Origin of the sequence: Flavonifractor sp. DFI.6.63, assembly GCF_024462255.1 — a bacterium.
GTDB lineage: Bacteria > Bacillota > Clostridia > Oscillospirales > Oscillospiraceae > Lawsonibacter_A > Lawsonibacter_A hominis.
Map to the genome: position 1 here is coordinate 1 of NZ_JANGBE010000035.1, position 21,502 is coordinate 21,502.

Here is a 21,502-nt window from a genome sequence, read left to right on the forward strand (position 1 = left end):
GGCGCCGCGCAAGCGGCGCCTCTCCACATAACACTCAATAGTTCCTGCCAGGGTCCCTTTTTGTACGGTCCGCACAACCTGGGGCAGTTCAGCTGTTCCCACGGACTCTTTTATGAAGTTCAATTGGAAAGGCTCAGCTGATTACTGTTCATAAAGCTGTTGATACAGTCGATGAAAGGCGGCGCCGCTGGATTGGGGTTGCCCTTCTTCCAAATCAGAGCGGCCCCATCCTCCAGAATTTCGTTTTGACTGCCCTCAAAATCCAGGGGAATAAAGCGCAGATCGTAATTACAGGAATCCTTGTGGAGCAGGAAATGGATGCTTACTCCCATGCCTGCGGCAATGAGCATGAACATAGTGCTCAAAGAGTTGGTTTCTTTCACAATTTTGGGCCGGAAGTTGCCTTTGGCACAGATCTCCTGGATACGGTTGACTGCGCGGCTGGAGTTGCGGTAAATGGAGAGAAAGCTTTCATCCCTGAGTTCGCTGATCCGTACCACGTCACGATTTGCCAGCGGATGGCTGGGTGGTACTACCAGCATCAAAGGGGAAGGGTAATATACCCGGGATTGAAAGCCCTTGGCGGGAACAGCGTAAGAAATCACCACCCCAAAATCCGCTTCTCCGGTGCTCACCGCATCCAGCAATTCCTCCGGGTTATAGCGCCGGATCGACAAGTTACACAGCGGATGGCGTCCGGTAAAATCATTGATGATCTGTGGGAGATAGCGATTCTCGTTTAAGTCTCCTATACCGATTGTTAAGCTGCCTGTGAGGGAAAGGCTGTCTTGCGGATTGTGGGAATTGAGGGCCTCGCATTGCCGGATAAAGTCCCGGCAGATTACGAGAAACTGTTCTCCTGCCTCCGTCAAACGAACGCTTCGGGTACTGCGGATAAACAGATGCACCTTGAGATCGTTTTCCAGGTTGGAGATGATTTTGCTCAGGCCGGGCTGAGAGATATAAAGGCGATTGGCCGCCGTGGTAAAATTCAGGCACTCGGCCACGGCAACGAAGCACTGTATTTCCTGAAGAAACATAACCGGACCCCTCCCATAGTCAAGCGGCGGCAAGGCTCATGATTGATTGTTATTATACCACATGGCGCAAGTTCGTCAAATGGGATTGCGCATCTTTGAGGAAAAGGTACTGGAAAATAGAGGACAAAAAGGAAGCGTAAGATACCGGATGGCGGACAGGTGAGTGATCCGGCAGACCAGAGCGCGCCCCCAAGCCAAGGGGGATGGAGAATGCTGAACCGGCAGGGGTAAACCGCTGGTTCACCTGGATGGAAGGGGGCGGCATCAGACCGCGGCACCCTTTGCCCCACGCCCGTCCTTACCGGACAAAGCGGATTAATAATTTGAAGGAATTAATCTGAACTCATGATTTCGTTTCATTATTTCTCTTTTCAATTGGAAGATGTTATGATGAACGTGCCGAACGGGATGCTGGATTTGTGCAAAGTGATAAGGAGGGGGTAAATCATGTATTGCGGCTGGCGGGCGAGGATCGGCTTGATCATGCCGGGAAACGGTACCAATCCAGAGTACGAGTTCCATAAATATGCGCCGGAGGGCGTAACGGTAATGACACAGAGAGTGCTTTTTGAGCGCGTAGACCCGGAAGGGCTCAGGGAAATGGGCGGTCGGATCGACAGCGCCGCCAAGCTTTTGGCAACCGCCCACCCGGATCTCGTACTGTTTGGGTGCACCAGCGGAAGCCTGATTGGGGGGTTCGGCTATGATCTGGAACTCATCAAACGGATGGAGGGCCAATGCGGTGCCAAGGCGCTGACCACCTCTTCGGCCGTTCTTATGGCGCTGAAAGCCTTGGGGGCCAAACGGGTCGTGGTCGCTACGCCTTATGTCGACAGGGTCAATGAAATTGAGAAAAAATTTCTGGAGGACAACGGTTTTGAGGTCCTGAACATCAAGGGCCTTCAAAACCTGGATCCGGACCTGATGCCGCGTACGCCTTTGCGGCAGATGTATCACTTGACCAAAGAGGTTCTGAACCCAGCGGCGGACGCCATTTTTGTCAGTTGCACGGGCTTGGGTATTGCCCATGGCATCAATATGATGGAACGAGATTTCGGCCTGCCGGTCGTTACGAGCAATCAAGCTTCTCTTTGGGGTGCGCTGCGCAGCTTGTCCATTAAGGACGATGTGGGTCTTGGAAAGCTGTTTACCCTGTAATGTGCGCAGCAAAACGTTAATTCGGATTTGGAGTGAATTGGAATGGCGCAGGTAGCAGTATTAGGAGGCGGAGGGACAGGCTGTTACATCGCGGCCGAGCTTACGCTGCGGGGATATTCAGTCAACCTGTATGAAGAGAAAGCCTACTGGAGCGAGAATATAGACGGCATACTCCGCAGAGGCGGGGTGAAGATGACCGGGCTGGGCCTCAATGGATTTGCCAAACTGACCCAGATTACGGACGATTTGGCCAAGGCGGTAGAAGGCGTGGAGTTGATCCTCGTCTCCATGGTAGCTTGGCGGCATAAAAAGCTGGCCCAGGAACTGAAACCCCTGGTGAGAAACGATACCGTTATCGTATTTTCTGCCGGCAACTTTGGCTCTATCGTGTTCAAGCAGGTATTTGGACCGGAATGCAAGGCAGTGGTGGGGGAGACGCTGGGCAATCTGTTTTCCTGCCGTATGTTGGGAGAGGGTGTGGGCATTGCCGCAGGGCGGTATCAGGCGAAGATGGTGGCGGCTTTCCCGGCCCGGGATAACAAAAGGCTGATGGAGCGTTTTTCGCAGTTCTATGACTGTGAAGAGGCTAAAAACGTCTTTGAAACCGCGCTCAACGCCCCCAATGTGGTTATCCACTTGGCTGGAGCGGTCCTGAACACCTGCGCGGTGGAACGCAACCCCAACTTCGCGCTGTATCAGGACGGCCTGTCTGCCGGCGTGCTTCGCTGCCAGAAAACGGTGGAGGCGGAAAAGAAGCGGATCATGGATGCCATGGGATACAAGATGGTGATCCATACGGAGCATATGGAACACGTTTCCCAGTATGATAAGTATCCGGAGCTGGACTGTTTCCGCAGTCTGGCAGGCCCCAGCAGCATGAAGCACCGCTATGTGGTGGAGGACGCCACCATCGGAGACTCCATTCTGATGCAGCTGGGAGAGCGGCTTGGCATCCCAACACCCACCGTACATGCGCTGGTCCAGGTCGCCGGTGCGATCAATGGGGAGAACTACTTTGCCAAGGGGCTGAAACTGTGGGATCTGGGGATCACCGGAAGCACCCCTGAGGAAATGAATGGATACTTGTTCACGGGAGATTAAGAAGGTATCATGGTAAAAGAAATAAAAGGAGGAACAAAAATGAAGAAGATCTCGAAAGCTGTTGCCCTGATCCTGACGCTTGCCCTCATGCTCACGATACTGGCCGCCTGCGGCGGCGGTACCATAACACAGTCCCAGGCTCCCCAGACCAGCGCACCCGAGACCGGAGCACCGGAAAGCAGTGCGCCCAGCGGCGCGGCGCAGGATCCGGTCACCCTTCAGTGGGCCTTCACCCCGCCCTCCGGAAGTATGGATGAGAAGTGGCATATGCACATCGGCGACCTGATCAGCGAGTACACCAGCGGCGCTGTGACCTATGAGTACTACCCCAACAGCACGTTGGGCAATGAGAAGGTGGCGCTGGAGGGCGTCCTTTCCGGTACGATCACACAGGCGTCGATTTCGCCCAACGTGATCGCAACGGTCCTGCCGGAGTTCAACATTCTGTGCCTGCCCTTCGCCTTCGATAGTTTGGAGCATTTCAACAAGGTGATTTCCTCCGACGAGTATTATGAAAAGATGAATGAGGTTGCCAATGCCGTCGGTCTGCAGTATCTGGGTGTAGATCTTGCGATTCCACGCAATATTTCCACAGATAAACCGGTGTACACTCCCGCTGACGCAAACGGGGAAGTCCTGCGCGTTATGGACGGCTCCATCTATACCGATATGATGGCCCTGTGGGGCTTCGGCAGTTCGGTTATCTCCTATGGCGAGGTTTATACGGCGCTGCAGCAGGGCGTCGTGGACGGCGTTGAGAACTCCAACGACGGCAATCTGACCATGAAATTCTACGAAGTCGTAGATTACACCACCAATACTTACCATGTCTATCACGGCCAGCACGCTGTGATGAATCTGGATGTCTGGAATTCTCTGACCAAGGAGACCCAGGAGTCTATCCGTCAGGCATGGAAGGACACCTATCCTGCCCTTTTGGAAGAACTGGTTCCTTACGTTCAGGAGGCTTCTGATTCGATTGCCGAGAAGGGCGTTACCATAATCGATCTGGACGAGGAGCAGCGCCAGGCCTGGATCGATGCCTCCCAGCCCTTGTATGAGAAGTACAGCGGCGTGATCGGCGAAGACTTCTATAACTGGTTTATGGAATTTGTGGACTCCATGCGGTAAGGGGTTGCGCAAGGGACAGCGATTAGGGCAGGAGCCGCCTTGCGGCGAACGAGAGGCTCCTGCCCCGGCCGCAACCAAGGCGGCAAAGGCCGCGCTTGGTTGACGCGAGGGGAGATGAGACATATGAACGCCTTGAAGAAGGCTTACCGCGTGTTTTCCACTGCGGAAAAGTATTTCCTGTTTGTGATCTTCTTTTTTGCCACGGTAATGGTGGTCGTTAATGTGCTGGGGCGGAAGCTGTTTGGCTTCAGCTTCAATTGGCTGGAAGAGCTCAACCGATACATCCTGGTGGTCTGCACCTTTATCGGCTCCGCCATTGCCACCAGTGACCGGCTCCACCCACGAATGGATATGGTCGTCGGAATGCTCAAGGGAAAGGCAAAGCTGGTTCTGGAACTGATTGCAGCGGTGGTCTTAACGATTTTCCTCGCCGTGATGACTTACTATGCCTTTGGACAGCTGGGCAAGATGCTCAAGATCAGTGCGATGACCGCTACTTTGCACGTACCGGTCTATGTGTTCTTTGCATTTATTCCGATCGGCTTCTGCGGTATGACGCTTCGCTCACTGATCCATACAATCCTAATGGTCGCGGACTTTCGCAGCTCCGGCAAAGCGGATGCGGATGTGACACGGTCCAAGGAAGGAGCTGAGAAGTAATGGCTGTCATTATTGGCTTTTTTGTCCTGCTGGTGATCGGCGTGCCCATCTATGCTGTGGTTATGATGTGCGCGGCCGGCGGCGTACTGATGTATACGCCCACCAGTTTGCTGGTCATTTCGCAGCAGCTGTTTACCGGTCTGGACTCCACAACGCTTTTGGCGGTACCCTTTTTTATCGTGGCAGGGACCATCGCCTCCCGCGGAAAGACATCCGAGAGCCTGGTCAAATGCATGAATGTGATTTTTGGGCGGCTGCCTGGCGGGCCGGTGATCGCGACCATCGCCACCTGCGCGTTCTTTGCCGCCATCAGCGGTTCCTCAATGGCCACGGTGGTGGCGGTAGGCAGCTTGATGATTCCGGCACTGAAGGAGCAGGGCTACCCGGAAGACATGAGCGTGGGCGCGGTCTGTTCCGGCGGTTCGCTGGGAATCCTGATCCCGCCCAGTGCGCCGATGGTCATGTTCTGTGTGGCTATGGGGACCTCGGTCGGCAAGCAGTTCATGGCCGGCTTTGTGCCCGGGATCCTGCTGGCGCTGGCCTGGTGTGTGTATGTGTTTGTCCGATGCTCTACCAAAAAGTTGGGTTCCCGTGTAAAGTACTCTGCCCGGGAGGCCGTCAAGATCTTTGTGCAAGGCATCCCGGCGCTGATGTTCCCCCTCATTGTGCTGGGCTCCATTTACACGGGCTGGGCTACGCCTACCGAGGCGGCGGCCATCTCTACCGTTTACGTGCTGCTGATCGAGAAGTTCGTCTACCATACCCTGAAGCTGAAAGATATGGTGGGATACTTCTATAGGGGGATCGTACAGTCGGCATCTTTGCTGCTGATCATCGGCACGGCCACTGCCCTGAGCTACCTGATCACCGTCAAGCAGATTCCGGCCCTGGTGGTGGAGGTGATCTCCGGCATGGTCAGCTCCCAGTTCATGCTGGTTTTGGTGGTTATGATCATCCTGTTCATCGCAGGTTGCTTTATGGATACCATTGCACTCATCGTCATCCTGGCGCCTATCCTGGTCCCCCTGCTGAATATGTACAATGTGGATCTGATCCACTTTGGCATCATGGCGATCCTGGCCTCTCAGATCGGCTATATCTCACCGCCCTTTGGGACCAATCTGTTTGTTACCATGCAGGTGTCGGGGAAATCCTTCGGATTTGTGGCAAAATCCATCGTACCCTACATCATCATCCTGATTGCCATGACCCTGTTCATTTGCTTTGTACCTCAGATATCCCTGTTCCTACCCGGCTTGATGAAATGACAGGCCTGTTTGTGCAGTGAGCGTTTGAAGCAGGAGATAGGTCGGCTCGTCCCTGTGGGAAGCAGGCCTGGATGTAGCGGAGATGACCAAGCCTCTGCACCGCTGAGACCAAAAAATCAATTTTTAGGAGGAAGGTGAAGACATGGGCTTCCGTGTCAACGCAGATCAGATCAAAACAAATTATACCGATACCCTCTCCCGGTTTACGGCCGATCTGAAGTATGAGGATATTCCCGCCGAAGTACGGGAACGGGCCAAATTCATCGCAATGCAGACGGTGGGCGTGGGGCTGGCCACGAAGGGCACCCCCATCGCTGATCGCAGTGTAGCGCTGGGCAAGTTTACCGGCGGCGCAGTCAGCGAGGGCGGAGCCACCCTTTGGACCACGGGGTGCAAGTCCTCTGTAGTGGGCGCTGCCTTCTGCAACAGCACTCTGGCCGACGCGCTGGACTGGGAGGACTGTTCCTGGACCGGACATCCGTCCGCCAGCATCATTCCTGTGGCCTTTGCCGTGGCAGAGGCCGAACATAAGAGCGGAAAGGATTACATCACTGCCATCGTGGCGGCCTATGAGGTTTATCAGCGTATTGCCATGGCGGTACAGCCCCCGGAAAATTGGCCAAACTACAAAGGCTGGGGATTGACTTCCTGGCAGATTTTCGCCGGGGTGATCCCTGCCGCCAAGCTCTATGGACTGAATGCCGAGCAGGTCAATCAGGCCATCGGTTTTGGCGCCACCAACTGCACCATTCCAGGTCAGCTCCACCACATCACCATGTCGGACGCGTACCACTACGAGCATGGCTACCGCTCGATGGACGGAGTAGTCAGCGCGATGAACGCAAAGCTGGGAATTTCCAATTATATGGACGCCCTGGACGATCCTTGGAGCTTTGAAAATCATATGTGCGTCTCACCCTTCCCTGAGTGGTACACCAAGGACTTGGGCAAACGCTGGCTGACCATGGAAACTCTGCTGAAGCACTGGCCGGCCAATATGTGGATTCAGACGCCTCTGGAGTTGACGGACAGGCTGCTGACCGAGCATGATATCAAAAAAGACGATATCGCAGAAATCATTGTTGATCCGCCTACGTATCTGCGTATGTACTACTCTCCTGATGGCTATTCCTCCATGATGCAGGCACAGTTCAGCATCCCTTACATGCTGGCCTGCCTGATCCTGGATCATACCCCGGGTGCCAACTGGTGTGACGAGACCAAACTGAAAGATTCGGAAATCCTTGCGCTGGCCGCCAAGATCCACGGCGGAAACAGTGACATGCTCTATATGCCGCAGTGTTTCAAAAACTTCCAAAAGGGACGCCATCCCGTCATTACCGTTACCATCAAGACCTTCAGCGGCAAGGAATATTCCGAGACGATGGAGGGCCACCTGGGTCATCCGCGGATGATGATGACGCCCGAGCAATTCAAAGACCGCTTCCGTATCCAGGCGGCACCCACGCTCAGAGGAGACAAGTTGGAGCAGGTTGCTGACCTTCTGGCCAATGTGGAGCGCTGCGACGACATGGCTAAGGTGGGCGAGCTGCTGCGCTGAGACATACAATAGCGCCAGAAAATACGCACAGCGCGTTTCGTGGGCGCCTGCGGCATGAAACGCCACAGACTTGAAAATGGAGGTTCTACAATGGAAAGCGAGATCAAGAAATACGGTTGTTTTGTCAAGGGCGTGGAACAGAAGTATCCCAACGTTGCGCCCGGCACCCCCATCTACGCCAACGCCGTGGTGGTGGACAACATCGTGTATGTGTCGGGGATGACCGCCCAGAAGTTTGAGGACGGCAGCTGTACCACCAACACCATGCAGGATCAGATGTGGGTGGCCCTGAGCAAGATGAAGCAGGTCTTGGAGGAGGCGGGCAGCTGCCTGGAGAACGTGTTCAAAACGTTTATCATGCTCAAGGACATCAAGGATTACCCGGTCATGCGCGCCACGGAGCTGAAGTTCTATCAGGAATACGCCCCCGAACTGGCGGAGCATCCCGCCGCCAGCACCATCCTGCAGGCGGGCTGCCTGGCCCGTCCGGAATTCCTGGTAGAGATCGAGTGTATGGCGGTGCTCAATAAAAAGAAGGACTAAACGCGCCATAGTTGAGCAGGTTTTGCATGCCGGGATGGAACCGGCATGCAAAACCTGCTTTTACAGGAGGAACTATGAAAAACTATGCCATCGTAGGGTTTGGCTGTGCGGGCTTTCATGCGGCCAGAGCCATTCGGCAGCTGGATCCGTCGGGCCGTATCGCTGTGTTCAGCGATACTGGGCAGCCGCCCTTCAACCCCATGCTGACGACTTACTACGCCTCAGAGAAACTGGAACTGGATGGGGTATTTCCCTTTGGCGGAATGGAAGAAATCCAACGGAAGCTGTCCCTGGAGCTCTATTCTGACATGCGGGTACGTCGTGTTGATACGGCCCATAGGAGCATTGAGCTGGAAGGAGGTCAGATGCGTGGCTTCGACGCCATCCTTATCGCCACCGGTGCCAGCGCGCTGGTGCCGGGGCCGCTGCGGCGGGGGGGCGGAGATTTCTTCCTGATGCGTACGCTGAACGATGCGCAGAGACTGCGCCGGCGCCTGGAGCAGGGTGGAGTGAAGCGTGCGGTGGTCGTGGGCGGCTCGATGGTGGGCATCAAGGTAGCGGAGCTGCTCTACCGCCGCGGCGTGGAGGTGACCCTGGCCGACGGCGCACCCTATCTGTTTCCGCTGGCTGCGTATGAGAGTACTGCCCATGCCATCCAGCAGAGGCTGGAAGAGCGGGGCCTGGACTTAATTTTCCGGGCCCAAGTATCCGCTGTTACGCCGAAAGGGGTGACGCTGGCGGATGGACGGACGCTGGAGGCCGACTTGGTGTGCCTATGCATCGGGACCCGGGCCAATGTGGAGCTGGTAGCAAATACTCAGGTACTGGAGGGAGAAAACGTGCAGATCGAGCGGGGGATCGTAGTCGATGAGGGCATGCGCACCAATGTCCCCGGCATCTACGCGGCCGGCGACTGCTGCGAGGGCGTGAATCTCCAGACCGGAAAGACTGCCGTCATCGGCCTGTGGGCCAACGCGGGAGCTCAGGGAGATTGTGCGGGACGGAACATGGCCGGGCAGTTCTGCCGGTACTATGGGAATATCCTGCACAATATTACGCACTTCTTCGATATGGATTTTATTGGACTGGGCGATCCCAATCTGCCTGGCGAACGCTGCAGTTTCCGGGAAAAGGGGTTTACTGTGGAGGCCATACTGGAGGACGGAAAGCTCAACAGTATAAATCTCTTCGGCAATTACCGCATCAGCGGTATTTTGAAAAACCATCTGACAAAGCGTCTGCTGGGAGGAGAGGCGCGGCTGACTCCGGCCCAGCAGGGACTGCTGGCGGCCGGCGGACTGAGCCGGGCGTTCATCCGGCGCATAGGAGGCGAATGACAGCTATGAGTGAATTGGAGCAACTGGTCCATGCCAAAATCCCGGGCCCGGAGACGGGCATCGAAGTCCGTCATACCATGTGTGATATCTGTACTCCGGGTCCCCAATGTGGTGTAGACGCCTATATAAAGGACGGCGTAGTGATCAAGGTGGAGGGAACTGCCGGCTTTCCTACCAATAATGGAGCCCTGTGTACCAAAGGCGCGGCCAACCGTCAGTACATCTACCGGAAGGACCGTATCCGCACGCCTATGCGCCGGACTGGACCCCGTGGATCGGGCAAGTTCGAATCCATTTCCTGGGACGAGGCGGTCGCCGCCGTCGCTATGGGGCTCAATGGGGTCAAGGCCCGCCACGGAGCGGAGGCCGTGGCCTTCATGACGGGTTACCCCAAGTGGTATCGCCCCTTCCTGCACCGACTGGCCTACTCGTTCGGCAGTCCCAATTATCTCACGGAGTCCAGCACCTGCCATCGTTCGGAGGTCATGAGCTGGCAGCTGACCTACGGCAGCGAGATGCGCCCTGATGTGCTTGGAATGCCGGAGGTGTTGGTGGGATGGGCCTGTAATCCGTTGGTCAGCGCCTACCCCATGGGGCGAAACTACTACCAGTACAAGGAAAAAGGGGGCAGGGTGGTCATCATTGATCCGCGCCGTACGCCCACGGCCGTCCAGTGTGCCGATCTGTATATCCGCCCCCGTGTCGGGACCGACGGTTATCTGGCCAATACGGTGGCCAGGCTTATCATCGAAAACGGCTGGGCGGATATGGACTTTATCCAGAAGCATGTCCACGGCTTCGCCGCCTATCGGGACATGGTCATGGGCTATACGGTGGAGGAGGCGGTGCGTATTACCGGCGTGCCGGAAGGGGAAATCCGGGAACTGGCCCAGCTCATCGGCACGGCAAAGACCGCTATCATCCAGCCCAGCAACGGCCTGAGTCACCACGCAAACGGCCTGCCCAGCCACAGAGCGGTGATCTGTCTGAATGCTCTGACCGGAAATGTGAATAAGCCGGGAACCATAGTTCCGACCTTCGAGACCTTTGCGGATATGGCGGCGGGTTTCCGTACCCGGGAGGATGAGTTCGTAGAAGAACGGTTCCCGCGGAATGCCCGGCCGAAGATCGGCTCAGCACGGTTCCCCTTGTGGTCTGAGATGCTGCCCGAGGCCCAGGGCATGGATTTGGTGCGGCAATGGGAGAAGGGCGAGCCCTATCCCATCCGTGCCATCTATGCCCATGGCGTCAACAACCGTATGTACCTGGAGTCCTCCAGACTGCTGGAAATGGCGGCAGATCTGGACTTTGTGGCAGCAACCGATTTGTTTTGGACCGATTTTTGCCGGTACGCCGATATTGTCATGCCTGCCTGTACCTCCTTTGAGCGCAGTGAGGTCAAATGTTATGGCGGAGGCTTTGTCAACTACACCAGTCCAGCTATTGCACCGCTCTATGAGAGCCTGGATGACGTGGAGATCATGTCTCGGGTGGCCAGCGCCCTGGCGCTGGATGATCCTCTGCTTTGCAGTGGTTATGATACGTGCGTCAAGCATATGTTCCGGGATGTAGACGTGGACCTAGATGCGGTGAAGGCCGGTGGAGTACCCCTGAAGATCCCCTGTCCAAAGACGCCAGACTACTTTTCTGCGCCGCTGGATACGCCCAGCGGAAAAATCGAACTGTACAGTGAGCGGATCGCCAAATATGAACACTCACATGGACTCAACCCTCTGCCCGTATTTGTGGATGGCTACGACAGTCCGGAAAACGGAGAACTTCCCATGACACTGATTACGGGCGGGCGTATCCCCAATGCGGTCCACTCCCGTCTGCACGACGTGCCTTGGCTGCGCAGCCTGCGGCCCGACCCGGCGGCCGACCTGAATCCGGAGGATGCTAAGCGGATGGAGATCGGCCAGGGAGATGAGATCTATTTGACCACCCGGGTGGGCCGTATCAAGGTCAAGGCCAATGTCAGTGCCATTTCTGCGCCCGGAGAAGTCAATATGTATCACGGCTATTCGGAGGCCAACGTCAATCAAATCATACCCAGAGATCACCTGGATCCCTATTCCGGCTTCCCGGGCTTCAAGCAGGTCCGCTGCCGTGTGGAGAAGGCGGAGGTACGGAAATGAGCTATATTTTCCTGCTGGATACCAGAAAATGTATCGGCTGCGGCGCATGTGCCGTGGCGTGCATGGACCAGAACGATGTGCAGCCGCAGGAAGGAGACGAGCCCTTTCGCCAGTGCTTTGTCATAGAGCAGGGAAGTGGAAAGGATGCCCCCGTGCGCTACCTGTCCATGGCCTGCATGCACTGCGCACAGGCACCCTGCGTACAGGGCTGTCCCGCCGGGTGCCTGAAGAAGGATACGGATACCGGCTTTACGGTCTATGATCAGACAAACTGCATTGGCTGCCACAGTTGCGCCATGGCCTGTCCCTTTGCCGCGCCCTGCTTTGACCGGGCGGGCAAGATGGTCAAGTGCGACGGCTGTATCGAGCGGGTGCGCCGCGGTATGCAGCCAGCATGTGTACGGGTATGCCCCTATGGAGCCCTGCAGTTGGTAGAGAAGGAGACCTTCGGCGCCGGGCAGAGGAGAAAATCTGCACGCCTGCTGGCTTACACGGCGCTGGACGGAGAGAGGACCGACTCCGAATGAAAAAGGTAGCAGTACTAGGTTGCGGCCGCCTGGGCACTTTGATTGCCGGGGCCCTGGCCCAGGGAAGGGTGGAAGGCGTGGCCCTGTGGGGGGTGTTCGGCCGCACGCAGAGGAGGACCCACGCCCTGGCCGAGAAGTTGTCCTGCCCGGCCGCGGACAGCATCGCATCCCTGCTGGCCTTCGGACCGGATTATGTGATCGAGGCCGCTGCAGGTCAGGTCGTGCGGCAGTATGCCGTGGCCGTTTTGGCCGGGGGAGCCGATCTGATCGCTTTGTCGACGGGTGTATTCAGCGATCCGGTGTTCTATGAACAAGTGGAACAGGCCGCCGTGCAGTATGACCGGAGAGTCCACCTGGTCCCTGGCGTGGTGGGAGGCTTTGATATTATGGCGGCGGCCCGGCTGATGGGGCCGGTGGAGGTCTCCTTCACCAAACGCAAGCACCCCCGCGCATCCGGAGAGGGAGACCCCGCCCTGCGGACGATGGCCGACTTTTGCTCCGGCAACGCGGGGGAACTCTATCGACGGTATCCGGATCATATGAACGTGGCGGTTTCGGTAGCGCTGGCCACCAACGGGGTGGAGGACACGCCCGCATCAGTGGAGCCGGTACGGCCCGGCGAGAATGTCAGCTTCACCACACAACTCTCCGGGAGCTTTGGAAACGCAGAGATTCGAACTGAACTTGGAACCATAGGGCCCGATTTAGCCGCATGGAGCGCCTTAGCGGTCCTGGAACGGTTGACACGCCGTATTGTCCTTTAAGCAAAAAGTACTAAGCGGAGCGAACAAAGGGCTCCGTCGTGCATGATTCTCCGCATTCCTCTGCACGCTCAACGGGGCCTGAGCTGCCAGAAAGCGACCGCGCTGGCCGCAGCCACGTTCAGCGAATCCACGTCGTGAGACATGGGGATCCGCACGGTGTAATCACAACAGGCGAGCGTGCGGGGCGACAGACCGTCGCCTTCCGTGCCGAACAGGACCGCCAACTTCTCCTCTGCCATCAGCCGCGGATCGTCGATGGGGACGGAGGATTCGCTCAAAGCCATGGCGGCGGTCTTAAAACCCAGCTCCTGCAGGCGCGCGATCCCAGGCTGCGGCCACTGGGAGGCGTCGCTTCCAATCCTGGTCCACGGGATCTGAAAAATGCTGCCCATGCTGACCCGTACCGCACGGCGGTACAGCGGGTCGCTGCACGACGGGGTGACCAGCACGGCGTCCATATTCAGTGCGGCGGCGGAGCGGAAGATGGCGCCGATGTTGGTCGAATCCACGATCCCTTCCAGGACCGCAACCCGGCGTGCGCCGGAGCATACCTCCTCCACACTGGGCAGGGGGGGACGGCGCATCGCGCACAGCACGCCGCGGGTCAATGGGTACCCGGTCAATTGGGCCAGCAGCTCCCGGGCAGCGGTATAGACGGGGATGGCTCCGCAGCGGGCAATGACGCCCTGGCCCTGTCCATCGATGTGCCTGCGCTCCATCAAAAGGGCGACGGGCTCATATCCGGCGTCCAGGGCCCGCTCGATCACCTTGGGGCTTTCCGCGATAAAGATCCCTTTTTCCGGCTCCAGTCGGTTGCGCAGCTGGGCTTCCGTCAGGCGGGCAAAGAGATCCAGTTCCGGCAGTGTAACGTCGGTTACCTCAACGATCTTAGGCATTGACAGCTCCTTCCGCAGAGTACGGTTCTTCCGTGCGCCGGCCAGCGCGCCGCAGCCGCAAGGCCTCCGGCCAGGCCCGAGGCTTATTCCTTGCCGCCGGAGAGAAGCGCCCAGAGGGCGGCGGGGCTGTCCGCAATGGTCTGGGCGCCGTGTGCGGTGAGAAAAGCGGCGTCCCGGAATCCCCAGCTGACCGAGATACAGGGCAGACCGGCGTTCTGCGCGGTCTGGATATCCACATCGGAATCCCCCACGTAGACCGCCCGCTCCCGGGCGGCGCCCAGCTCCTCCAACGCGCGGAAGACCGTATCGGGGGCGGGCTTTCGGGCCACGTTGGGGGATTCCCCGATGGCGACCGGGATACGCTCCCCCAGATACGTCAGGCACAGTCCCTTGACCGCGCCGTCAAACTTATTGGAGACCACCGCCGTCTGGATGCCCTGTGCCCGCAGCCGGTCCAGCAGCTCCAGAATACCGGGGTAGGGAGCGGTCCTGTGCTCCATATTCAGCAGGTAGTGGGCCCGAAAATCAGCCAGACAGCGCGCCTCCAGCTCCGGCGGGGTACCGCGGGGCACGGCCAGATGGAGCAGACGGGCCACGCCGTTGCCCACAAACTGACGGACCTCCTCCGGCGTGCGCGCGGGCAGGCCGTGCAGGGCCAGGGCGTAGTTGGTGCTGTCGGCCAGATCCCCAAGCGTGTCGAGCAGGGTGCCGTCCAGGTCAAAGATAACGGTGTCATAGGGTCTCATTGCCATTCAGAGCCTCCAGTTGTGGGATCGGGCGCCGCGGCGGCGCCGCCGGAAAAACCGCATTGCATCTGCTTCAGCAGGCATTATTAGAGTGTCTGCTGAAGCAACCGCCAAGCGGTTTATTCGTGCGGCCGCTGCCGCATCATTTCATCAAAAGGGCTATTGATAGCCCCTTTGATGAAATTGAGACATTGTTACAATGCGTATTTCCGCTGGGGCGCCGTATTGCTCCAGCGGAAGGGGCAAGGTTTTCTGGCTCATTTGCCAGAAAACCTTGCGCTTGAACAAGCCAATTGGCTTTGTTCGGTACGCATTATTATAACACCGTTTTCTTAAAGATGGAAGAGCCGGGCCAGCAGAAACCCGAGCGCCCCGCAGCCGGGAAAGGTGAGCAGCCAGGTCAGGGCGATCCCGCCCGCGACGCCGCGGTTCACCGGGCCGCCGGAGGCCGCGCCCACGCCCAGGATAGCGGCAGTTTTGGCGTGGGTGGTGCTTACCGGCAGTCCTGCCAGCGTACAAAACAGGAGGCACACCGCGCCGCCCAGGTCGGCCGCGAAACCCTCCCCGGGGGAGAGAGACACCATATCCCGGCCCACAGTGTTGATGATGCGCCTGCCGCCGATACCGGTGCCCAAGGCCATCACGCCCGCGCAGAGCAGCATCAGCCAGCCCGGAATGGAGAATACCCCCTCGGCGCGACCTCCGTCCGTCAGCGCGCAGCCCAGCAGGAACACGCCCAGGAATTTTTGCCCATCCTGCGCCCCGTGGAGAAAGGCCATGGCCGCCGCTCCGGCGACCTGCCCCCGGCGCAGCAGGCCGGCGCCGGGCCGCAGCCGGACCAACAGACGATGACAAAACCCGCCGGCCCAATACCCCAGAGTTACGGACAAGCCCAGCCCCAGCAGGACCCGGCCCCACGCCGCCCCCTGTACGTTGGCCCACCCGCCGGGCATCGCCAGGGCGGCCCCGGTGACTCCGGCCACCAGCGCATGGCTCTCGCTGGTGGGGATGCCGAAGCGCCAGGCCAGCGCGGCCCACGCCACAATGGCGCACAGGGCCGCGCACAGAGCGGACAGAGCGGCCCTGCCATCCCCGCCGAAGTCTGCAATGGTGTATAATGTCTCGGCCACCGTGGCGTTGTATGCGGTCATACCGGCCACGCCCAACAGATTGCACACGGCCGCCAGCACCGCCGCCCGCCGGAAGGGAAGCACTCCGGTCGCCACCGCGGTGGCGATGGCGTTGGGCGCGTCCGTCCAGCCGTTGACCAGCACCACCGCCAGCACCAGCAGGGCGGTCAGCGCCAGAATCGGATCCCCTGCCGCCCGGGCCAGAAAGTCCCCAAAGGAAGAAACCAAACGAACACCCCCCGTCCAGTGTACGGGGGGTGCGCGTGAGATATGAACGGACGGGGGTCAGCGGATCAGAATGCCCAGGATGCGGGCGGCTACCGCGGCCTGAGCGGCATCCAGAGTGGCCCCCTTGAGTTCGGCGCAGGTCTCCGAGAGCGTGATGTGATCAATGGTACATTCGGACAGGTCCACGCCCTTGAGGCAGGTACGGAAGAAATCGGCTCCGGTGAAGTCCACCCGCTCCAGCTTCAGGCAGCGCAGCCGCAGTTCGGTCAGCACGCTCTCGCTCCAGTTGGAGTCCGCAAGCTCCACGTTCTCCCAAGCGCCGCCGGAGAAGTTGGCGTAGCGAAAGCGGGAGCCTGAAATACGGGTCGAGCGGAGACGGCTGCGGCGGAAGTCGCAGCCCTCGCCCTTGCAGCCGGTGAGCGCGCAGTCCCGCCAGTAACTCTGGGCAAAGCGGCAGCCGGAGAAATCACACCCTTCCAGCCGGACGCCGTAAAAGCCGGTCCGGGTGAAATCGCACTGTGTAAAGCGGCATGCTTCAAAGGAAAGCGCCTTCAGGTCCAGCTCGGAGCAGTCCAGCCCCCGCAGCGTCTCGCCCCGAAAGCGTCCGCCCGCCAGAAGTCCGTCCTCCCGGGCGCGCTCCAGCGCCGCGGAACATGAGGGGGCCATGCCGGTCATCTCCTTTGCATCGTCAATACAGCCCGATGGTCGCCAGAATGCGCTGCACATCCTCGGCCCGGCGGCTCCAGGCGGCCTGGGTCCCATGCTCCCGGCGGCGCAGGCGGGCCCAGTCTCCGGTCTCGGCCAGAGCCCGTCGGCAGAGCCTGGCGTATTCCTCCGGAGAATGCGCGCCGTAGACCACGTCGGGAAAGGGCTCCACCTGTTCGCTCCGGTAGAGGGCCACCACGGGTTTTCCGGTGGAGAGGTACTCATACAGCCGGGAGGGCACCACGTCGTTCTCCGGGTCGCCCCGCCGGGGAAGGTCCAGGCACACGTCGAACCGGGAGAGGTAATCGGGTACCTCGACCGGGGGCACCGGGGACAAAAAGCGCACGTTGGGCAGCCGCTCCAGCGCCCGCGCCGCGGGATTCTCCTCCCGGCGGCCCAGAAAAACAAAGGAGCACCGGGGCAGAAGCTCGGCGGCGTGAAGAACGGGGGTCAGATCCAGGTCATGCCAGAGCGTCCCCGCATACCCCAGCACGGGACCCTCCAGGCGGCGCAGGGAGGCAGGGCATTCGCAGCCCTCCCGCACGAACATGGGGTGGTTGACGCCGTTGGGCAGCAGGGCAATGTTGTCGTTGCAGGGCGAGAGGTGATCGGCAAGCCCCTGGGAAGCCGCAAAGATCACGTCGGCGGCCAGAGCCAGATCGCTCTCCCAGCGCAGGGGAAGGCCGGGCCAATCCCGGTCGCAGTCATACACCAGGGCCCGGAAGTTCAGGTGCTCCAGCAGGTGCACCGCCTGGGGAGCGGTGCACCAGAGCACGGGTTCCCGGAAGCGGTGGCGGTCCAGCTGCTGCTGAATAAAGCGGGCCTGCCGGCGCCAGACGCCCCGGAACAGGAGCTGATAGCGTTCCTCCACCGCGGGTACCGGGGGGAGGGTATAAACCGTCAGGCCGGGGCGCAGTTTGCGCCCCGGCTTCCGCCAACGCCTGCCCGGCGGCTCAAAATAGAGCACCTGGGCGCCCTTCAGCCGGGTCATCAGCTGCTGGGTGCGGGTGGGCACGGCCTGCCACGGAGCGCTGGCCAGGCATACATATTGGTTCATGGCCGGGTCACCTCGCCTCCAGAAGCCGCCGGGCGGTCTCCTGGTTGCGGCGCTCCACCTGGCGCAGCCGGTCCACGCCGCCGGAGAGGAATTCCGTATCCCCGATGCGCGCGCAGGCGGCGTCGATGTGGGCGCACAGGGCTTCCAGCGTCACCTGGTCCAGATCGGTATACAGATCCTGGCCGATATAGGACAAAAAGGAGCTGATCTTCTGGTCGTACACCACGCCTACCAGGGGCACCCCCTGTCCGGCGGAAAAGACCAGCGCGTGCAGGCGCATGGATACCACGGCCTGCATCCGGGCAAACAGGCCGATGGTGTGGTCGGAGCGGCCGGTATCCTCCAGAATGTGATAGGGCGCCTTCATGTCCCGGGCGGCCAGCCGGGCGGCGCTCACATCCAGCCGCCGTTCGATGGGCAGAAACACGGGGATCAGACCGTAGGCTTCCCAGGCGTAGTCCGCCGCCGCGCCGAAGAGCGCGGCCTTCTCTTCAAAGCCGGGCCAGGGCCGCAGGGCAAAGCCGATGTAACGCCCCTGGGGATCCAGGCCCTGCCGTTCCAGCAGGCCGTCCACCACCTGGGGCGGGGCCGCGGGGAGGATAACGGTGGGGTCGGCGGAGAGGAGGACCTCCGGCCGGGTGACGCCCATATCCTCCAGCTCCGCCTTGGAGTGGGTGTCCCGCAGGGTGATGGCGTCCACATGCCGCTGGAGCACCCGGGCCGCCCGCCGGCGGTTGGCGGGGGCGTGGATGGGGCCGATGCCGCAGCCGTACATCATCACACGGTTGCCCAGCAGTTTGGCCGCAGAGATGGTAAACAAATAAAACCACAGGGAGCGGTGGCTGGTCACGTCCTGCATCAGAGAGCCGCCGCCGTTGATGTAGAGCCGGGTCCTGTGCATCCGCCACAGAAAACGGGGGAAGGCGAAGGTGTAGATCGAGTTGACCCGATAGGTCCGGCGGGTCTCCTCCGGATTGCGGGAGAGGACCCATACCGGAAGATCCGGGTCGATCTGCCGCAGCTCGGTGACGATGGCCTCCAGAATGGCGTCGTCTCCGGCGTTGCCGCGGCCATAGGCGCCGCACACCAAGGCCCCGTCCCGCCGGTAGGCGCGTTCCTTTCGGCGCAGGATGGTCTCATAGATCGTGAGCTGCCGCTCCAGGGTGCTCTCCAGGGAGTAGTCCTGTCTGGCCCGCTGGTAGAGCCGCTCACCCAGGTGTTTCCGCAGGACGGGGTCCCCGGCCAAAGCGGCCAGATGGCGGGAGAGCCCCTCCGCATCCCCGGCCTCGAACAAAAGGCCGTGGATCCCGTGCTCGATCAGATAGGGGACGCCGCCCACCCGGCTGGCCACCGTGGGCAGGGCGGCGCGGGCCCCCTCTGTGAGGGAGTAGGGAAAGGTCTCCGACAGGGAGGTGAGGGTATTCACATCGATGGCGTGATAAAAGCTGTCGGTATCGGTGATCCACCCGGCGAAGCACACCTGCCGCTCCACGCCCAGCTCCCGGGCCAGGTTTTTGAGCATCTCCATCTCATCGCCGTCTCCGGCGATGAGCAGCCGCAGATTGGGACACGAAGAAGCGGCCAGGGCGAAGCCGCGGACCAGGGTGGCCACGTCCTTTACCGGGTTGAGCCGGGCGGCGATACCGACAACCACGGAGTCTTCGTCCGCTTGCAGGCCCACCGAGCGGAAATACTCCGCGCGGGAGAGCGCGGGCGTGCGGGGGGTGAAGTCGATGCCGTTATAGATGGTGAAGAGCCGGTCCGGATCAAACCCGCGGGAAATGAGCAGATCGGTCATGGCGTCGGACACGCCGATGCGGTAGTCCAGCCGGCGCAGGGCAAACGCGTTGATGCTGCCATAGGTCAGACGGGAGAAGGGGCGGCCCAGATAATCCAGCCGCCAGTCCGAGTGGACGGTGGTGACCACCGGCAGTCCCGTAGCGCGCCGCAGCAGGGCGCCCATCATGTTGCCCCGTGCCCCGTGGCAGTGGATGAGCTCATAGCCGCCCGTGCGGATCAGGCGTTTGAGGGCGGAATAGGTGCGCAGCAGATTGCGGCCGGGGAAGACTACGGTAGGGATGCCGAGCGCCCGTGCCTCCTGCGCGAAAGGGCCCTCCATAAAGCAGACCATGGTCACGTCGATGCGCCGGGACAGGTTCTGAAGCAGGGAATGGACGTGGGTCTTGGCGCCGCCGCTGTCGCCGCCGGAAATCAGGTGGATGACCTTCATCAAGAGGACCTCCAAAAAAGACTTGTGAATCAATGGCCGGATATGGTACAATACCGGAGTACCCCTGTATTGTACCAAGTATTATGTCAATTTACAACCTCGGAGGATGCAAAAGATGATGGATGAAAAGGGCCGTCTGTTCGGCAAGATCAATATCGTGGACCTGCTGGTGATCCTGGTGATCATCGTGGCGGCGGTGGTGCTGGGCGTGAAGTTTTTGGGCGGGAACAACAACGCCATCAATCCCAAGACGTATAAGGTTACGTATACCGTGCTGGTGGAGAATGTGGAGCCGGAAGTCTATGAGAATATCCAGGAGCATATCCCCTCCACGCTGATGGCCTCCGGCGAACTGCTCAACGGTCAGGTGACCGGCGTGACCGCCGTGGAGCATGAACAGCGCGCCCGGCTGAGCGATACCGGCAATGCGCTGGTGCTCCCCATCGGGGATGGCAAGCTGGATCTGACCTTCACCATCGAGTGCAATGTGGTCAACGTGATCACCACGGAGATCGGCACCCAGGAAGTGCGTATCGGCAAGACCCATATTGTCAAGACCGATAAGTTCGAGCTGGCCAACGGCACCATCCTGAGCTGCGTCTGGGAGGAAAACTGAACCTGCGGAAGAAAACGAGCGGGGCGGCGGTTTTACCGCCGCCCCAGTTTGGCTGTCTGGAGGAGATCGGATGCCCCAATGGTTTTGGACGGCGGACGGCGCCGTTTTGCTGTGGATCCAGGAGACGCTGCGCTGCGCCCTGCTGGACCCCATTCTGATCGGGTATACCCACATGGGAGACGTGGGGCTGTTATGGATCGCCCTGTCCCTGCTGCTGCTGGCGTTCCGGCCCACCCGAAAGGCGGGGATGCTCGGCCTGCTCGCTCTGCTGATCGGCATGCTCTGCACCAACGTGGTGCTGAAGCATCTGGTGGGCCGGGCGCGGCCCTGGCACACGGTGGCGGGGCTGGTCCCGCTGATCGCGGAGAACGATCCCAACTCCTTTCCTTCCGGCCATACCTGCGCGGCCTTTGCCGCCGCAGGCGCCTGGTGCCGCACGCTGCCCCGCCGGTGGATGAAGCGCGCCGCCGTGGCGCTGGCTGCGCTGATGGGCTTCTCCCGGCTGTATGTGGGGGTGCATTTCCCCAGCGACGTGCTGGCAGGCCTTTGCGTGGGGCTGCTGAGCAGCGCGCTGGCGTGGCTGCTGTGGCGCCGCTTTACCGCCTGGAGGGACTTGGAGCGGAAAAACTGACCATTCGGGGGGCGCGCCCCCATGCAACGGCATGG

At 60.0% G+C, this 21,502-nt stretch carries 20 protein-coding genes; 13 read left to right on the forward strand and 7 right to left on the reverse strand.

Annotated elements, in window-relative coordinates; translation table 11 throughout:
- Window positions 1–119: 119 nt before the first annotated feature.
- Window positions 120–1,040, reverse strand: coding sequence for a LysR family transcriptional regulator (locus NE547_RS14910; RefSeq protein ID WP_186908470.1), 921 nt, complete (start codon window positions 1,038–1,040; stop codon window positions 120–122).
- A 447-nt stretch (window positions 1,041–1,487) separates the two neighbouring features.
- Between NE547_RS14910 and NE547_RS14915 the strand changes: the two genes are divergently transcribed.
- From NE547_RS14915 to NE547_RS14965, 11 genes are all read left to right on the forward strand, one after another.
- Window positions 1,488–2,198 carry an arylmalonate decarboxylase gene (locus NE547_RS14915; protein WP_256176294.1) on the forward strand — a complete coding sequence of 237 codons (711 nt, stop codon included), beginning with the start codon at window positions 1,488–1,490 and terminating at the stop codon, window positions 2,196–2,198.
- Window positions 2,199–2,240: 42 nt separating this feature from the next.
- Window positions 2,241–3,299: an NAD/NADP octopine/nopaline dehydrogenase family protein gene (locus NE547_RS14920; RefSeq protein WP_186908472.1), complete on the forward strand. Its 1,059-nt coding sequence runs from the start codon at window positions 2,241–2,243 to the stop codon at window positions 3,297–3,299.
- Between the two features lie 39 nt (window positions 3,300–3,338).
- Window positions 3,339–4,430: a TRAP transporter substrate-binding protein DctP gene (locus NE547_RS14925; protein WP_256176295.1), complete on the forward strand. Its 1,092-nt coding sequence runs from the start codon at window positions 3,339–3,341 to the stop codon at window positions 4,428–4,430.
- 123 nt (window positions 4,431–4,553) lie between these two features.
- Entirely contained in the window at window positions 4,554–5,090 is a 537-nt protein-coding gene (locus tag NE547_RS14930; protein ID WP_186908474.1) for a TRAP transporter small permease, read from the forward strand.
- Complete coding sequence (locus NE547_RS14935) at window positions 5,090–6,358, forward strand: TRAP transporter large permease (RefSeq protein WP_186908475.1); 1,269 nt, start codon at window positions 5,090–5,092, stop codon at window positions 6,356–6,358. The genes NE547_RS14930 and NE547_RS14935 overlap by 1 nt, the downstream gene beginning before the upstream one ends.
- Before the next feature lie 142 nt (window positions 6,359–6,500).
- Entirely contained in the window at window positions 6,501–7,919 is a 1,419-nt protein-coding gene (locus NE547_RS14940) for an MmgE/PrpD family protein (protein WP_256176296.1), read from the forward strand.
- A 90-nt stretch (window positions 7,920–8,009) separates the two neighbouring features.
- Entirely contained in the window at window positions 8,010–8,462 is a 453-nt protein-coding gene (locus tag NE547_RS14945; RefSeq protein WP_186908477.1) for a RidA family protein, read from the forward strand.
- Between the two features lie 74 nt (window positions 8,463–8,536).
- Window positions 8,537–9,799, forward strand: a complete 1,263-nt coding sequence (locus tag NE547_RS14950; RefSeq protein WP_186908478.1) for an NAD(P)/FAD-dependent oxidoreductase — start codon at window positions 8,537–8,539, stop codon at window positions 9,797–9,799.
- Between the two features lie 5 nt (window positions 9,800–9,804).
- Complete coding sequence (locus tag NE547_RS14955; protein WP_186908479.1) at window positions 9,805–11,937, forward strand: molybdopterin-dependent oxidoreductase; 2,133 nt, start codon at window positions 9,805–9,807, stop codon at window positions 11,935–11,937.
- The gene (locus NE547_RS14960) at window positions 11,934–12,464 is read left to right on the forward strand and encodes a 4Fe-4S dicluster domain-containing protein (RefSeq protein ID WP_256176297.1); all 531 of its coding nucleotides are present in this window, start codon (window positions 11,934–11,936) and stop codon (window positions 12,462–12,464) included. The genes NE547_RS14955 and NE547_RS14960 overlap by 4 nt, the downstream gene beginning before the upstream one ends.
- The gene (locus NE547_RS14965; protein ID WP_186908481.1) at window positions 12,461–13,228 is read left to right on the forward strand and encodes a DUF108 domain-containing protein; all 768 of its coding nucleotides are present in this window, start codon (window positions 12,461–12,463) and stop codon (window positions 13,226–13,228) included. Before NE547_RS14960 ends, NE547_RS14965 begins: the two co-directional genes overlap by 4 nt.
- Before the next feature lie 68 nt (window positions 13,229–13,296).
- Here the strand turns inward: NE547_RS14965 and NE547_RS14970 are convergent, their stop codons facing one another.
- The 6 genes from NE547_RS14970 to csaB all read right to left on the reverse strand — a co-directional run bounded on the left by NE547_RS14970 (window position 13,297) and on the right by csaB (window position 20,220).
- A complete protein-coding gene (locus NE547_RS14970) occupies window positions 13,297–14,124 on the reverse strand; it encodes an RNA methyltransferase (RefSeq protein WP_256176298.1) in 828 nt (275 codons plus the stop codon).
- Window positions 14,125–14,207: 83 nt separating this feature from the next.
- Entirely contained in the window at window positions 14,208–14,870 is a 663-nt protein-coding gene (locus NE547_RS14975; protein WP_256176313.1) for an HAD-IA family hydrolase, read from the reverse strand.
- Window positions 14,871–15,202: 332 nt separating this feature from the next.
- On the reverse strand, window positions 15,203–16,228 hold the full coding sequence (locus tag NE547_RS14980) for an inorganic phosphate transporter (protein WP_256176299.1): 1,026 nt from the start codon (window positions 16,226–16,228) through the stop codon (window positions 15,203–15,205).
- A gap of 57 nt (window positions 16,229–16,285) precedes the next feature.
- A complete protein-coding gene (locus NE547_RS14985) occupies window positions 16,286–16,894 on the reverse strand; it encodes a pentapeptide repeat-containing protein (RefSeq protein WP_256176300.1) in 609 nt (202 codons plus the stop codon).
- A 22-nt stretch (window positions 16,895–16,916) separates the two neighbouring features.
- On the reverse strand, window positions 16,917–17,990 hold the full coding sequence (locus NE547_RS14990) for a hypothetical protein (protein WP_256176301.1): 1,074 nt from the start codon (window positions 17,988–17,990) through the stop codon (window positions 16,917–16,919).
- 7 nt (window positions 17,991–17,997) lie between these two features.
- The gene (gene csaB / locus NE547_RS14995) at window positions 17,998–20,220 is read right to left on the reverse strand and encodes a polysaccharide pyruvyl transferase CsaB (RefSeq protein WP_256176302.1); all 2,223 of its coding nucleotides are present in this window, start codon (window positions 20,218–20,220) and stop codon (window positions 17,998–18,000) included.
- Between the two features lie 115 nt (window positions 20,221–20,335).
- On the opposite strand from csaB, the gene NE547_RS15000 reads away from it, so the two are divergent.
- Both NE547_RS15000 and NE547_RS15005 read left to right on the forward strand, forming a co-directional pair.
- Window positions 20,336–20,836, forward strand: coding sequence for a DUF4330 domain-containing protein (locus NE547_RS15000; RefSeq protein WP_256176303.1), 501 nt, complete (start codon window positions 20,336–20,338; stop codon window positions 20,834–20,836).
- A 70-nt stretch (window positions 20,837–20,906) separates the two neighbouring features.
- Window positions 20,907–21,467, forward strand: a complete 561-nt coding sequence (locus tag NE547_RS15005) for a phosphatase PAP2 family protein (protein ID WP_186908487.1) — start codon at window positions 20,907–20,909, stop codon at window positions 21,465–21,467.
- The last annotated feature ends 35 nt before the right edge of the window (window positions 21,468–21,502 follow it).